The organism is Promicromonospora alba (assembly GCF_042654905.1).
GTDB classification, from domain to species: domain Bacteria; phylum Actinomycetota; class Actinomycetes; order Actinomycetales; family Cellulomonadaceae; genus Promicromonospora; species Promicromonospora alba.
In genome coordinates this window covers 758,930-773,531 of the sequence record NZ_JBHSFI010000004.1, presented here as the reverse complement: position 1 = coordinate 773,531, position 14,602 = coordinate 758,930, and the positions used below count along the sequence as shown (strand labels likewise).

General features: G+C 70.8%; 15 protein-coding genes. All 15 read left to right on the top strand.

Going from position 1 to position 14,602, the window contains the following annotated elements:
• Nucleotides 1–795 (top strand): hypothetical protein, encoded by a 795-nt coding sequence (locus ACFO6V_RS14395; protein WP_377136456.1) that lies wholly within the window; start codon nt 1–3, stop codon nt 793–795.
• A complete protein-coding gene (locus ACFO6V_RS14390; protein ID WP_377136454.1) occupies nt 792–2,489 on the top strand; it encodes a CpaF family protein in 1,698 nt (565 codons plus the stop codon). The genes ACFO6V_RS14395 and ACFO6V_RS14390 overlap by 4 nt, the downstream gene beginning before the upstream one ends.
• Nucleotides 2,486–3,361, top strand: a complete 876-nt coding sequence (locus ACFO6V_RS14385; RefSeq protein ID WP_377136452.1) for a type II secretion system F family protein — start codon at nt 2,486–2,488, stop codon at nt 3,359–3,361. The genes ACFO6V_RS14390 and ACFO6V_RS14385 overlap by 4 nt, the downstream gene beginning before the upstream one ends.
• Nucleotides 3,358–4,269: a hypothetical protein gene (locus ACFO6V_RS14380; protein ID WP_377136450.1), complete on the top strand. Its 912-nt coding sequence runs from the start codon at nt 3,358–3,360 to the stop codon at nt 4,267–4,269. The genes ACFO6V_RS14385 and ACFO6V_RS14380 overlap by 4 nt, the downstream gene beginning before the upstream one ends.
• A gap of 65 nt (nt 4,270–4,334) precedes the next feature.
• On the top strand, nt 4,335–4,535 hold the full coding sequence (locus tag ACFO6V_RS14375) for a hypothetical protein (RefSeq protein WP_377136448.1): 201 nt from the start codon (nt 4,335–4,337) through the stop codon (nt 4,533–4,535).
• Nucleotides 4,532–4,945: a TadE/TadG family type IV pilus assembly protein gene (locus ACFO6V_RS14370; RefSeq protein WP_377136446.1), complete on the top strand. Its 414-nt coding sequence runs from the start codon at nt 4,532–4,534 to the stop codon at nt 4,943–4,945. Before ACFO6V_RS14375 ends, ACFO6V_RS14370 begins: the two co-directional genes overlap by 4 nt.
• A complete protein-coding gene (locus ACFO6V_RS14365; protein ID WP_377136444.1) occupies nt 4,942–5,412 on the top strand; it encodes a TadE/TadG family type IV pilus assembly protein in 471 nt (156 codons plus the stop codon). The genes ACFO6V_RS14370 and ACFO6V_RS14365 overlap by 4 nt, the downstream gene beginning before the upstream one ends.
• A gap of 1 nt (nt 5,413) precedes the next feature.
• On the top strand, nt 5,414–5,863 hold the full coding sequence (locus tag ACFO6V_RS14360) for a pilus assembly protein TadG-related protein (RefSeq protein ID WP_377136442.1): 450 nt from the start codon (nt 5,414–5,416) through the stop codon (nt 5,861–5,863).
• A complete protein-coding gene (locus ACFO6V_RS14355) occupies nt 5,863–9,147 on the top strand; it encodes a LysM peptidoglycan-binding domain-containing protein (protein WP_377136440.1) in 3,285 nt (1,094 codons plus the stop codon). The genes ACFO6V_RS14360 and ACFO6V_RS14355 overlap by 1 nt, the downstream gene beginning before the upstream one ends.
• Nucleotides 9,148–9,180: 33 nt before the next feature.
• A complete protein-coding gene (locus ACFO6V_RS14350; RefSeq protein WP_377136438.1) occupies nt 9,181–9,792 on the top strand; it encodes a hypothetical protein in 612 nt (203 codons plus the stop codon).
• A gap of 470 nt (nt 9,793–10,262) precedes the next feature.
• Nucleotides 10,263–10,703, top strand: a complete 441-nt coding sequence (locus tag ACFO6V_RS14345) for a hypothetical protein (protein WP_377136436.1) — start codon at nt 10,263–10,265, stop codon at nt 10,701–10,703.
• A gap of 180 nt (nt 10,704–10,883) precedes the next feature.
• Entirely contained in the window at nt 10,884–11,966 is a 1,083-nt protein-coding gene (locus tag ACFO6V_RS14340; RefSeq protein ID WP_377136434.1) for a helix-turn-helix domain-containing protein, read from the top strand.
• Nucleotide 11,967: 1 nt separating this feature from the next.
• Nucleotides 11,968–12,780 (top strand): hypothetical protein, encoded by an 813-nt coding sequence (locus tag ACFO6V_RS14335; protein ID WP_377136432.1) that lies wholly within the window; start codon nt 11,968–11,970, stop codon nt 12,778–12,780.
• A 104-nt stretch (nt 12,781–12,884) separates the two neighbouring features.
• Nucleotides 12,885–13,673, top strand: coding sequence for a rhamnogalacturonan acetylesterase (locus ACFO6V_RS14330; protein WP_377136430.1), 789 nt, complete (start codon nt 12,885–12,887; stop codon nt 13,671–13,673).
• A gap of 83 nt (nt 13,674–13,756) precedes the next feature.
• Nucleotides 13,757–14,602, top strand: a complete 846-nt coding sequence (locus ACFO6V_RS14325) for a rhamnogalacturonan acetylesterase (RefSeq protein WP_377136428.1) — start codon at nt 13,757–13,759, stop codon at nt 14,600–14,602.

Genomic DNA, 14,602 nt, shown 5'->3' with positions numbered 1-14,602 from the left:
ATGGCGCTGATCGTCCTGACCTCTGCCAGCGGCTCACCCGGCGTGACGTCGACGGCGCTCGGCCTGGCCATGACCTGGCCTCGCCCGGTCATCCTGGTCGACGCGGACCCGACGGGCGCGCGTGCGATCCCCGCCGGGTACTTCGGCGGTGCGCAGCTGCCGAACGACCACACGATCATCGACCTCGCGGTCTCGCACCGGCAGGGCACCCTGGCCGAGGACCTGCCGCGGATGTTGATCCCGGTCCCGGGCACCGGGGTGCAGCTGCTGAGCGGGCCGCAGAACCACTACCAGGCGCGCGCGCTCGACAGCCTGTGGGAGCCGCTCGGCGGAGTGTTCAAGTCGCTTGAGCGCACCGGGCAGGACGTGATCGTCGACGCGGGCCGCCTGGGTCTCGAGGGCTTCGCGATGAAGCTCACCACGCAGGCCGACCTGGCGCTGCTGGTGACGCGCTCCAACCTGCCCGCCCTGGTCGCCGCCAGCTCGTGGGCGACGACCCTGCGGGAGTCGTTCACGCGTGCCGGCGCCCTGGACAGTCTTGGTGTCCTCGCGGTCGGTCCGGGCAAGCCGTACGACAACCGCGAGATCGCCAAGGTCCTGGAGCGCCCGGTGATCGCGAGCGTGGCCTGGGACCCGTCGTCGGCGGAGGTGTACACGTACGGCGCCAAGCCCCCACGCAAGTTCGAGGCGTCGAACCTCACCAAGTCGCTGCGGGCAGCCGTGCAGAGCGTGCGGGCCGGCGTCACCCGGTCGAGGGCCCAGCTGGGCGTCGCCACCGAGGGGATCCTGCGGTGACGGGTCAGCCCACGGATCCCACGGCCCTGCCGATCTTCGGCGGGCCGGACGAGTGGCAGGACCCGCAGGAGCCGGTCCGTGAGTCGCCCGTCGGGCAGATCCGGCCGCGGCGGCCCGCCGCCCGTTCGCTGGCCGGCCGGATCGCGGCGCAGCCGGCGGCGCCGGCCGGAGCGCCTGTCGCCCCGGCGCCCGTGCAGAGCCCGAATCCGGCTCCGCCCGTGCTCGCGCAGCCCCCGTCCGGCGCGATGAGCCCGTGGCTGGGCAAGGTGGCGCCCTCCACCCCCACGAGGCTGCGCGCCCGTGCCGCCCCGGCCACCCCCGCCGCGCCGCCGGTCCCGACCGTCAAGATCGACTGGCACCAGGTGGCGCTGTTCCGTGCGCAGACGTCCGAGCGCCTCGTCGAACGTCTCGGCGACGACAAGGGCAAGGACCTGGAGGCCGAGCGGGAGCTGGGCAAGGAGATCATCCAGACCCTGCTCGATGACGTCGTCGCCGACCGCCTCCACGACGGCGAGCAGGTGTGGCGTACCGACGAGCAGGACGCCCTGGCCAAGGCCGTCTTCGACGCCGTGTTCGGCCTGGGCAGGTTGCAGGCTCTTGTCGACGACGACTCTGTCGAGAACATCATCATCAGCGGCGCGGACAACGTGTGGGTCGAGAAGACCGACGGCGAGCTGGTCCGCAAGGACCCCGTCGCGGACTCCGACACGCAGCTGCTCGACGAGCTCGCCTTCATCGCCACGCGTTCGGAGGGCAGCGCGCGGAGCTTCTCCACGTCCAGCCCACGGCTGCACATGCGGCTCGACGGCGGCTCCCGGCTCGCCGCCGCGGCGTGGGTCACCGCCCGTCCTTCGGTAGTGATCCGGCGTCACCGGCTGCGAAAGGTCACACTCGACGACCTGGTCGGGCGCGACATGCTCAGCGCGAGCCAGGCCTCGTTCCTGAGCGCCGCGGTCCGGGCCAAGAAGTCGATAGTCGTGGCCGGCCCACAGGGCGCGGGCAAGACCACCATGGTCCGGGCGCTGTGCGGAGAGATCCCGCGGTACGAGGCGATCGGCACCTTCGAGACGGAGTTCGAGCTGCACCTGCACGAGCTCACCGACGTGCACGACATCGTCCACGCATGGGAGGCCCGGCCGGGTTCCGGGGAGATCGGGCCGGACGGCCGTCAGGCCGGCGAGTTCGGCCTGGAGGAGGCCCTGTACGACTCGTTCCGGTTCAACCTGTCCCGCCAGATCGTCGGCGAGGTCCGCGGCAAAGAGGTCTGGGCCATGATCAAGGCCATGGAGTCGGGCGCGGGCTCGATCTCCACGACGCACGCTGCCGACGGCGAGGCCGCGATCCGCAAGCTCGTCACCTGTGCCATGGAGGCTGGCTCGCACGTGACGCGCGAGCTGGCGACGTCGAAGCTCGCCGAGACGGTCGACCTCATCGTGCAGATCAATCTGGACACCAAGCCGCTCGACGCGGCCGGGACCCAGTGGCGCCGGTCCCGGTGGGTCTCGGAGATCGTGCACGTGGCACCCGGCGAGGCCTTCAAGGGCTATGCGACGACGCACGTGTTCGAACCCAGCAGGCACGGCGGACCTGCCGTACCCGGCACCATGCCCGACGAGCTGCGCGACCTCGAGCGCTTCGGGTTCGACCTGACCTCCTACCTGGCCGAGAACGGGCGCGAGGAGGGCGTGCGATGACCGTGCTCATCCCCGCCCTGGGCGGCGCGCTGGTGGTGGCAGGCATCCTGGGCCTGATCGCCGGGCTGCGCAGGACCCCGGTCGACGCCGCGGCCCCGCCCGGCCGGCGCCGGAGCCGCGCCGTGGCCCGTCTGATGCGGATGGACCGGCGCACCCGGCTGCTGGCCCTGGTGGGCCTGGCCGCGGGCGTGGCCGTCTGGCTGATCACCGGCTGGCTGGTCGCCCTGGTGATCGGGCCGCTGGCCGGCATCGGCCTGCCCGTCCTCCTGAGCTCCAGCGACTCGGCGTCCACGATCAGGAAGCTCGAGGCGCTGGAGGAGTGGGTCCGCAGCCTCGCGGGAGTGCTGACGGTCGGCGTCGGGCTGGAGGAAGCGCTGCGCATGACGCTGCGCTCGGTTCCCGACGCGATCCGGCCCGAGGTGACCACGCTCGTCGCGCGCCTGCGCGCCCGTTGGGGCACGGAGGCCGCGCTGCGCGCGTTCGCCGACGACCTCGACGACGCGACCGGCGACGTCGTCTCCGCCAGCCTGATCCTCGGCGCGCGCCGCCGCGGCGCGGGCCTCGCCTCGGTCCTGGAGTCCACCGCGCAGTCCGTGGCTGACGACGTCCGGGCCCGCCGGGAGATCGAGGCCGAGCGTGCCGGGCCCCGGTCGACGGCGCGCTGGGTCACGATCATCACCGCTTGCGTGCTGGGCGTACTCGCCCTCACCGGCGACTACATCCAGCCCTACAGCACGCCGGTCGGGCAGCTCCTGATCACGCTCTTCCTGGCTGCTTACGTCGGATTGCTGGTGATGATGCGGAACATGTCGAAGGGCGCTCCCCTGCCGCGCTTCATGGGCGCGGACGCGCGGGACGGGGCGAGGCCATGATGACCACCGGTCTGCAGATCGCGCTGCTGGGCGGGGCCGTGTTCGGCCTCGGCGTCGCGCTGCTGGTCTGGCGCCTGATGCCCGCCGACCCGGACGTGGTCGACGTCGTGCGGCGCTACTCGCCCGAGGCGGCGAAGGAACGTTCGGCGGTGCGGCAGGAGGTCGTTGCCCCCGGGACCGTCGAGAAGCTCGGGATCTGGGCCATCCGCCGGTTTCCGGCGTCCGTCTGGGGCCGGTCCCCCACCAAGGAGCTGGCGCTGCTGCGGGTGCCGGTCCACCGGCACTACGGCACCAAGGTGGTGTACGCGCTGGTCGGCCTGGTGATCCCGCCGGTCCTGTCGTACTACTTCACGCTGATCGAGCTGCCGGTTCCCGTGGTGGTGCCGGCCGCCGGTTCGCTGGTGCTGGCGGCCTTCCTGTTCCTGGCGCCCGACCTGAACGTCCGGTCCGACGCCAAGAAGGCCCGCGGGGACTTCTCCCGGGCCCTCGGTGTCTACACCGACCTGGTCGCCCTCGAGCGGCTCAGCGGTGCCGGGTCCCGGCAGGCCATGGAGAGCGCCGCCGAGGTCGGTGACAACTGGGTGTTCCGCCGTATCGGCGAGGAGCTGCAGCGCTCCCGCTGGAGCGGCCTGGCGCCCTGGGACTCGCTGCAGAACCTGTCCGAGGAGCTCGGGCTGCCCGAGCTCAACGACCTGGCCGACGTCATGCGCATGAGCGGCGAGGGATCCCAGGTCTACGACAATCTCCGGGCCCGTTCGACCGCCCTGCGCTCGGCCATGCTGAACACCGAGCGCGCTACCGCGAACGCCGCCAGCGAGCGCATCAACATGCCCATGTCCCTGTTGGGCGTGGTGTTCATGATCATCCTCATCACACCAGCGCTGCTGCGCGTGATGGCCGGCGTCTGATGTACCGCCGGCTCGTACCAGCCCGACCGATCCACTACGCCGGACCCTTCAGAAAGGGGAGCCCAATGCTCCACATCGTCGCAACACTGCATGCCTTCGGACTGAGGGTGACCGACCGGGCTCGCGCTCGGCTGGCCGTCGCCCCGGAGCGGGGCAACGTCACCATCGAGAACGTCCTGTGGGCTGTGGCGGTCATCGCCATCGTCGCGATCGTGGTCGCCGCGATCAGGGCCTTCGTCACGTCAGAAGCGGCCAAGATCGGGTGACCTATCGTCCCCGGCACGCGCGTTCCCGGGTACGTCGTTCCCGGGAGGTCGGCGAACGCGGCTCGGCCAGCATCGAGCACGTGTTCCTGCTGCCTGCCCTCTTCACGCTGATGTTCGTGTTCGTGCAGGGCGCCATGCTGTACCAGGGCAGGGCGGTGGCACTGGCGGCTGCGCAGGAGGGTGCGCGCGCCGCGGCGGCCGAGCACGGGACGACCGGTGCCGGCGTGAGTGCCGCGCACGAGTACGTGAACACGACGACCGTCGGGCTGAAAGGCACCACGGTGACCGGGCAGCGCACCGCGACGCACGCCACGGTCAACGTCACCACGCACACCGTGTCGCTCGTCCCGGGCTGGGAGCCGACGGTCGAGCAGTCGGCCACGCTGCCCGTGGAGAGGGTCACCGGATGATGCGGCGCGCGCCGTGGTGGGCTCTGCGGCAGGGGACGGAGGGCCGGCGGCGGGACGGCGAGCGCGGGTCGGCCTCCATCGAGGCTGTGATCGGCGTGACCGCGTTCGTGCTGCTCGGTTCCCTTGTGATCGCCGGTGGCCGGGTGGCTATCGCGAATCAGGCCATCGAGTCGGTCGCGGCGGAGGCCGCTCGGTCGGCGTCGATCGCGCGCACCCAGGGTGAGGCCGATGCCCAGGCGGCGGCCGGCGCGAAGGCGAGCCTGGCGAACCAGGACGTCCGGTGCACCCGCAGCAACGTCACCGTCGACACCAGCGGGTTCGCCGTGCCTCCGGGCACGCCGGCGCAGGTGGCCGCGACCGTGTCCTGTGATGTCGACCTGTCCGACGTCGCACTGCCCGGGGTGCCCGGTGCGATCACGATCACCAAGACGATGTCCAGCCCGATCGACACCTACCGGGAGCACTGACATGTGGCGCCTGAGACGCTCACCGACGACCGAGGACGCCGCCCGAGAGCGAGGCTCGGTGTCGTCCTGGCTGGTCACGTCGACGTTCGTGATGATCCTCGGCGTCGGCATCGCCGTCGACCTGACCGGGCAGGTCCACGCGCAGCAGCGCGCCCGCGACGTCGCCTCGCAGGCCGCTCGCGTGGGCGGGCAGCAGCTCGAGGGCGGAGCTGCTCTCCGCGGTGAGGGCGCGCAGGCGAGCTACCACCAGGCCGCCGTCGCCGCCCGGACCTATCTCGCCTCGACGGGCATGACGGGGACGGTCACCGTGCCCGGGGGCGTCCGCGTCGTGGTGCGGGCCGAGGACGTGTACCAGACCAAGTTCTTGTCGTTCATCGGCCTGAGCTCCATGCCGGTGTCGGGCGAGGCAGAGGCTCGCATCGTGCGGGTCGTCGGAGGGATCGAGCAGTGATGCGTCGTCTGAAGGGCCTGCTGGCACTGCTGGTGATCGTGGGGGTGACCGTCGGCCTCCCGTTCGTGCTGCTCGCCGTCGGCGCCGACCCGTTCGGGGCAGGTGCGCCGTCGTTCGAGACGGTGGTCGACATGCTGACCTCGCGGGACGACGGCACGATGTTCATGGTCGTGCTGCAGGTGGTCGGCTGGCTGGCGTGGGCCTTCCTCGCGTGCTCGATAGTGGTCGAGCTCGTCGCGCAGCTGCGTGGCGTCCGCGCGCCCCGGCTCCCCGGGCTGCAGGTGCCGCAGGGCGCCGCCCGCAGCCTGGTCGCCGCGATGCTGCTCCTGTTCACCGCGGTGCCGATGGCCAGTGCCGCGGTCCTGCCGGCCGGCGCGGCGCCGGTCATGGAGTCGCACACGGTGTCGGTGTCCGCACCCGCAGTGGTGGAGGCTCCGGCGGAGCGGGCGCCGTCGTCGACACGTGAGGCGGCTGCCGAGCAGGCTGCCCCCACGACCGTCCAGCACACCGTGGTGCGCGGCGACACGCTGTGGGGTCTGGCGGAGACCTACCTGGGTGACGGCCACCGGTACCGGGACATCGTCGAGCTCAACCAGGAGCACCTCGCCGACAACCCGGCCTTCCTGACGACCGGCTGGGTCCTGACGATCCCGGCGGCGCCCGACGCCGCGCCCGACGTGGACGCCGGGCACTCGCGGGAGGGCGCCGACAGGTCCGTGGTGGTCGAGCGCGGCGACACCCTGTCCGGCATCGCCGCGGAGGAGCTCGGCGACGCCTCCCGGTACCCCGAGCTCTTCGAGGCCACGCAGGACGTCGACCAGCCCGGCGGCGCCCGCCTGACCGACCCGGACCTGATCCACCCGGGATGGACCGTCCAGGTGCCGGGTGCCGCGGAGACCGCGCCGGCGTCCGCGCCGCACACGGCTCCGGAGCGCCGGGCACCCGAGCCGAAGCCGGTCGCCCCGGCGGAGAACGCGGCCTCGACGCACGCGGAGGCACCCGCGTCGTCGTCGGCCGAACTGCCGCGTACCGGGGCCGAGTCCCAGCGGCCGAAGGCCGCCCCGGCTCCCGCGCTCGCACGGCAGGGCGAGGTCGCCGCCGAGCGGCAGGCCGAGACCGCCCACGACGAGGCGGCGGACGACGGCATGTCGGACGAAGCCCCCTGGCAGGTCGCGACAGCTACCGGCGTCGGGACGATCCTGGCCGCCGGCATGCTCACGGTCCTCGCGCGCCGCCGCCGGGACCAGCAGCGGCTGCGCCGCCCGGGGCAGCGCATCCCGCTTCCCGCCGGCGACACCGCGGCGTTCGAGCAGACGATCCGGGCCGCCGCCGACCAGCTGTCGGTAGAGACCGTCGACCTGGCGCTGCGGTCCCTGGCGAGCCTGTGCGTCGAGTCCGGTCGCCCGCTCCCTGTGGTGCGTGCGGCCCGGCTCACCGCCCAGGCCTTCGAGCTGTACCTGGAGGAACCGACGCTCCTGCCCCAGCCGTGGCGCGCCGCTGCCGACTCCACGGTCTGGACGCTCGACGTCAGTGACCTGCGACGGCTCGCCCCGGTCGACCCCGCCGTCGTCCCCGCCCCCTACCCGACGCTCGTCACCATCGGGTCCGACGACGAGCACGGCCACGTCTTCCTCAACCTCGAGCACCTCGGCGCACTCGGGATCACGGGCGACGACTCCGCCACCCTCGAGATCCTCGCGGCCGTCGCCGTCGAGCTCGCCACGTCCGTGTGGGCCGACGACCTCCAGGTGACCCTCGTGGGCGCGTTCCCCGACCTCGAGGACACGATGCGCACTGGTCGCATCCGCTACCTGCCGAGCGTCGGCCGGATCATCGAGGACCTGACACAGCGCGCGCACGCCGACCGTGCGGCGCTCGCGGCGCAGAGCGTGCCCGACCTGTACTCGGCCCGGGTGACCGGTGCGGTGCCCGACGCCTGGGTGCCGGAGATCGTGCTGCTCGCCGACCAGGTCTCCGACGCGCAGCGCGCGCGACTGACCGAGCTGATGGACGTCCTGCCGCACGTGGCGCTCGCGACGATCACCGGCGGCACAAGCGTGGGCGAATGGGCTCTCCAGGTACTGCCCGGGCAGGAGCTCGCGGTCCTCTCGCCGATAGGCCTGGAGCTGCGCCCGCAGCGGCTGCCGTCCGAGGAGTACGGGCACCTGCTGCGGCTCGTCTCCTTGGCGGATCCCGGCGAGCTCGAGGGGGCGGGGCAGTCCGAACCCAGCGTTGCTGAGGTCGAGGCGATCAGGCCTGTGCTGGAGCCGCGGACCGACACCGCGGAGGTGCCGATCGTGCCCGCTTCGCTGGTTGTTCCCGACCCGCTGGTCGAGTCAGCTCCGCGGGTCGAGCCGACGTCGCTGGCCGAGCGGGCTCCGAGGATCGAGCCTGCTCCGCTGGTCGCGCCGGCCCCGCTGGTCGCGCCTGTCGAGACCCCCGACCCCTACGACGGCGAGCCCGCGCCCGACACGCTGGAGGTGCCGATCGTCGCGGACCCTCGGACGACTCCTTCGGGCGGCACACCCCAGATCCTCGTGCTCGGCAAGGTGGGCCTGCAGAACGCGACCGGGAGCGTCGAGGACGGCAACCGCGCGCGCCTGCTGGAGTTCGCCGCCTACCTGGCGCTGCACCCAGGAGCGACACGGACGGAGATCGACGACGCGCTCTGGCCCGAGCGGACGGGCACCGACAACCTCGCCGTACGTAACGCCGCGACGTCGCGACTGCGGCGCTGGGTCGGGCAGGACCCCGACGGACAGGACTACCTGCCCCGGCACCAGGCCGACGGTGGGTACGGGTTCCTCCCGTCGGTCACCACCGACGTCGGAACGTGGAACCGGCTGCTGGCGGGAGCTCCGCTGGAGGCCTCGACGGAGCATCTCGAGGCAGCCCTCCCGCTGGTGCGGGGCGTTCCGTTCGAGGGCGCGCACGGCCGCCGCTACGCATGGGCGGAGCCGGTCCGGCAGCGCCTCGTCGCGGAGATCGTGGACGCGTCGTACGCGCTCGCGAAGCGGCGTCTGCTGGAGGGCCGCTGGCGTTCGGCCGAGGAGGCCGTCGCCGTCGGGCTGCGGGTCGAGCCGGCGCAGGAGAGCCTGTGGCGCGTCCGGATCCTGGCCGCGCACGAGAGTCGGGACGCCGGGGCCGAGACCGAGGCGATCGAGAGCCTGCTCAGCATCACCGAGCGCCTCGAGTGCGATCTGCAGCCCGAGACGGCGCAGCTCCTGGCGGCGCTGAAGAGCCCTGGCGCGGGCTTCGACCGGCTCATGGTCGAGGCGCTCTGATTGAGAACTCACTTGTCCCGCAGGAGGACCCGCATGTCACGCACCAACCGCATTGCCGCTCGCACCATGGGTGCCGTCGCTGTCGTGGCACTGGGGCTGAGCCTCGGGGCCTGCTCCGGCGGCTCGGCGCCGGCCGCCGCGCCGTCGGAATCGGTGTCCGCGACGGCGTCGCCGTCTCCGACCGAGCTCTCGCCGGAGGAGGAAGCGATCGCGCAGGCCGAGCCCCTTGTCTCCCAATACTTTCAGATGAAGGACGAGGCGATGCAGGACCCCGCGGCGTTCAGGCACCAGCAATTCGAGAAGGTTGCTATCGGAACAGCGCAAAACGACCTGAAGAGGTTTCACGGTGCCGCTGGGGAGCAAGGGCTGCACCAGACCGGGGTGACTGAGATCGTCTCCCTCGACGTTGACAAGGTGGACCTGACCTTCAACCCGAAGGTAACGCCGCCGGAGATTCCGTACGTCGATTTCAACGTCTGCTATGACGTGACCAACCTTGACACGGTCGACGAAGCCGGCGATTCGATTATCCCTGCGGACCGCAAGGACCGCGGGGTGATCAGGGTCGGAGTGGCCAACTACGACTACCCGGACGGGCCGTGGCTGGTCGCGTACACCGAGTACCTGAAGGACAAGTCGTGCTGAGGCGGGTACTGCTCGTGTTTGCCCTCTGTTGTTCTCTGCTCGCCGTCGCATCGCCTGCCAGTGCTGACGTTGTCTGTGATGAAGCCACTGGGGTCTGCACGGGCAAGGCTGAGGAGACCGTAGACGGCGGCTCCTCGGGCGATAGCTCCTCGGGCGATGGCGCCGAGGTTCCGGTGAGTGACTCCGGTAGTGGAGAACCGCAGTGCACCGACCGCGGGAAGAAGATCCCATGCCGCACGAGTGCTGGCATCTGGGACGGAGGTTGCTACGTGGAGGCCGTGGATCCGCCACCCCCGACGAACAACCCCGTGTGGAGCGGGCACACGGACGGTCTGATCGTGACCTGCACGCCGCCGATGTGTGTGGAGCAGCCGGATCAGTCGTGGGTGCCCGACTGCGCATTCGACCGTTGGACCGGATCCCTGCCCAACCTGGGCGGCCCTTCAGCGGAAGAGCTCGCTAGACGCGCCGTGACCAGGATGCAGCTGCGCGCGATCGACATCGGCATCGTCCCTGAGGAGGGTCCCGACCGGGTCGGGATCGTGGGGATGCCGCAGTGGATGTGGGTGAACGAGCCGAGGCCGAAGTCGTTCGGTCCGATCACGCGGAAGGCGACCGCAGGGTCGGCGTCGGTGACTGCTACCGCGAAGGTCGACAAGGTCGTGTGGGACATGGGCGACGGCACCACCGTGACCTGCGTGGGTGCGGGTACTCCGTACGAGGACCGGTTCGACACCGCGGAGTCGCCGGACTGTGGGCACCGCTACACGAAGCAGGGCGAGTACGAGGTCACCGCTACGTCGTACTGGACCGTGCAGTGGGAGGGTATGGGCCAGTCCGGCACGATCCCGCTGGACTTCGAGGCGACGGCGAACATCGTGATGGGCGAGGCCCAGGTCATTACCCAATGATCCGGTTCGGCCTGAAGATCTTGATGCGAAGGGGCGTGGCCCATGGCGGCGACTCGGCTCACTGATATCAAGGTCGGAGGTCGGTGACGAGCAGCAATGTTCGCCTACGACCGTGGAATCGGGTGGAATCGACTAGTCCACTTGGCGACCGCTGTTTCTCAAACTACCCTGTTTCTCATCATGAGAAACGCGTCCATTCGAGAAACAGACACTCTTGGCGATGCACTCCGCTCCATCGTCGAACTGCTGCCTGCCTCCTGGAGATTCGATGAGCGCCGGGAAGTCGTGCTCCGAGGCGTGCGGCTCGACGCCGTCGTAGAGCTGGTAGGCCCGAGCGGCGACCGAGCCGCGTTCGCGGTCGAGGCAAAGCTGTCAGGGTCTGTGTCGACAGCAGTCCTCCTCGACGTACTGCGCGAGCACGCACGCCGCGCAGGCATGCCCGTGCTGTTCGCCTCCGACTACGTCGGGCCGTCCCTGCGAGCCGCCCTGATCGCCGAGGGCATCAGCTTTGCCGATGCCACAGGATGGGTGCGAGTGATTTCCGAAGACCCCCTCATCCTGCTCACTAGCCACGGGGCCAAGCGTTCCCCGCAGACCCGGGTTGCCAGCGCAGTCACCCGGCTCAACGGGATCGCGGCGAGCCGCACGATCCGTGCCTTGTCGAACAGCGATCTGCCCATCGGCGTACGGGAACTCGCCAACCTCGCCGGCGTCTCGCCTGGCTCGGCTTCCAAGCTGTTGGCCACCCTGGCATCCGAGGGCGTCGTCGACCGGGACGAGCGCGGCGGAGTCCACACGGTGCGACGGCGCGCACTGATCCGGCGATGGGCGCAGGACTACTCCTTCGCAAAGTCCAACCGCGCCGTCAGCTACTACATCGCGCCGCGAGGGCTCGACCGCGCGGCGGCCCAACTCTCAGATCGAGGGGGTATCGCGCTCACGGGATCGGCTGCGGCGCGACGGATCCTGCCCCACGGGATGACATCCGTCGTTCCGCTCAAACTGCTCGCTCTGTATGCCGCTGAGCCAATCGCCCTGCCCCGAGAGCTGGATCTGATCGCCGCGGAGCCGGCGACCGCCAACGTCGTGATCGCCGCACCGCAGGACAAGGACATTCTCCCGGGGTTCAATGACCTGTCGCTGACGACGGCACCGGTAGCGCTCGTGCTGGCTGATCTGTTGACACTCCCCGGCCGCTCAGACGCCGAGGCTGACCAGCTCATGGAAGCACTAGCGAAAAACGACCCCGCATGGAACGAATGAGATGAACGACCTTGCCCCCGAGTACGTCGCCGCGCGCCGCGTTCTCCTTGACGCACTTGCCGCACTCGAAGGACACCTCGACAACCTGATCCTCGTCGGTGCCCAGGCGGTCTATCACCACACTGGTGCCGCTGAGCTGAACGTGCCGTTGATGACGACCGACGCGGACCTTGCGATCAACGCCACCGGTCTCGCCGACGTGCCCGAGATCGGCGAAGTACTTCGGGCAGCCGGATTCACGCACGGCCCCAACCCCGGACACTGGATTGCAGCCAGCGACGTTGCAGTCGACCTGATGGTCGTGCCACATCAGGCAGGCACGACACGGGCATCCGCTCGCGCGGCTCGCCTGCATCCCCACGACAAGCGCACCGCCCGCATCGCCCGCGGTCTGGAGCCCGCGCTCCTCGACAACGAGCGAGTCACGATCACCGCGTTCGAGACCACCGACACCCGCAGGGTTGGCCTGCGAGTGGCTGGGCCGGCTGCACTGCTGACCGCGAAGGCGATCAAGATCGCCGAACGCCTCGAACAAGCCGACCAGCAGCCCGATCGGCTCAAAGAGAAGGACGCCCTCGACATGTTCCGCGTCCTGCAAGCCGTCGAGACCGCCGACCTTGTCAGCGGGCTCAAGGCTCACTCGGCTGACGAGCACGCCGCTGCCGTCACCAACGAAGCACTTGACCTACTCCGCGCACAGGGCTCGAGTGCACAAGGGCGGATCCCTGTCTTGGCGGCCAGCGCCGCACCCGGGGACCCGACTGTGGCGCCAGCATTTGCCGCTCTCGTGAGCCAGTTGCTTGCCGCAATGTGACTCGCACCTGCGCCCGCCAGGCTGGTCCGGTGATCCCCGACGCCGTCCGATTGGATATCTTTCGTTCCGACCATCCAGGTCTCGCACGAGAGGTACCCGCTGGCATGCCCGCTTCAACGTCCCGCCTTTCCCGGCCCACCGCGCCGGCTGCTGTCGCGCAGAAGGCTGAAGACCAGCGTCCGCGCCGCATCCACATAGCCGGCGACTCCACCGCGTCCCAGAAGTACGCACCGGCCGCCCCCGAGACCGGCTGGGGCATGGCCCTGCCCTGGTACCTGGCGCCCGGGATCGAGGTCGTCAACCACGCGATGAACGGCCGCAGCTCCCGGAGCTTCGTCGCGGAGGGGCGCCTGGACGCGATCCGCGACGTCATCCGGCCCGGCGACGTGCTGCTCGTCCAGTTCGGGCACAACGACCAGAAGCCCGAGCCCATCGGCACCGAACCGTGGACCACCTACCGGTCCCACCTGCTTCTCTACCTCGACGCGGCCCGGGAGCGCGGAGCGGAGCCGGTGCTGCTGACCCCGGCGTCACGCAGGCGGTTCGGCGACGACGGCAACGCCGTCGGGACCCACGGCCTCTACCCGGACGCCATGCGGGCGCTGGCCGCCACCGAGGGAGTGCGTCTGGTCGACGTCACCGCGCTGACCATCGCGCTGTGGCAGGAGCTCGGCCCGGAAGGCAGCCTGCTCAGCTTCCTGCCCGAGCGGCAGGACAACACCCACTTCAGCCCGGCGGGTGCCGGCCAGGTCGCCCAGCTGGTGGCGCGTGGACTGCTCGCCACCGGGGTTCTCGCCGAGCACGAGGTAGCCCGCCTCCACGAGAACGTCCCGATGGAGTGCTTCGCCTGGCCCGAGCCGGCGGCCCAGGTCACGGGACAGATACGGCGCTGACCAGCAGGTAGATCGGATATCTTTCGTCCTGAACACCCCAGGTTCTGCGCACGAGAGGCACCCCTACAGGCATGGCCGCCCCGATGACCCGTCGCTTCATGCTCGCCGCACTTGTCGCCGGCCCGCTCGTTCTCACTACGGCGAGCGCGGCACCCGCGGCCGCTCCCGCTCGTGAGCCGGCGGTCCGCGCCGTCGCCCGGACGGCCAGGGAGCAGCACCCGCTCCGGATCCACATCGCCGGCGACTCGACCGCCGCGCAGAAGTACGCTCGTGCCGCCCCCGAGACCGGCTGGGGCATGGCGCTGCCCTGGTACGTCGCGGCCCGGACGGAGGTCCTGAACCACGCGATGAACGGGCGCAGCTCCCGGACCTTCGTCGAGGAAGGGCGCCTCGCCAGCATCCTGGCCGACCTCCGCGCCGGCGACGTGCTGCTCGTCCAGTTCGGGCACAACGACGAGAAGTCCGACCCGCTGGTGCACACCGACCCGTGGACCACCTACCAGTCCTTCCTGCGCCTCTACATCGACGGCGCGCGGCAGCGGGGTGCCGTGCCGGTGCTGCTCACCCCTGCGGAACGGTGGCGGTTCGACGCCGACGGCAACGCCGTCGCGACCCACGGGCGCTACCCGGACGCGATGCGCGCGCTGGCCGCGGACGAGGGCGTTCCCCTGATCGACATCACCGCGCAGACCATCGCGCGGTGGCAGCAGCTCGGGCCCGGGCCCAGCCGGCTCAACTTTCTGCGCACCGCGGAGGGCGTCGACGACAACACGCACTTCAACGCCACGGGCGCGGCCGTGGTGGGGCAGATGGTGGCACGAGGGCTGCTCGCCACCGGGGTCCTCGCCGAGAACGCCCTGCGCCGTCTCGACGAGGCCGCCCCGGCGTCGTGGTTCACGTGGCCGGAGACGGTCCCCGCCGTCGCGTGA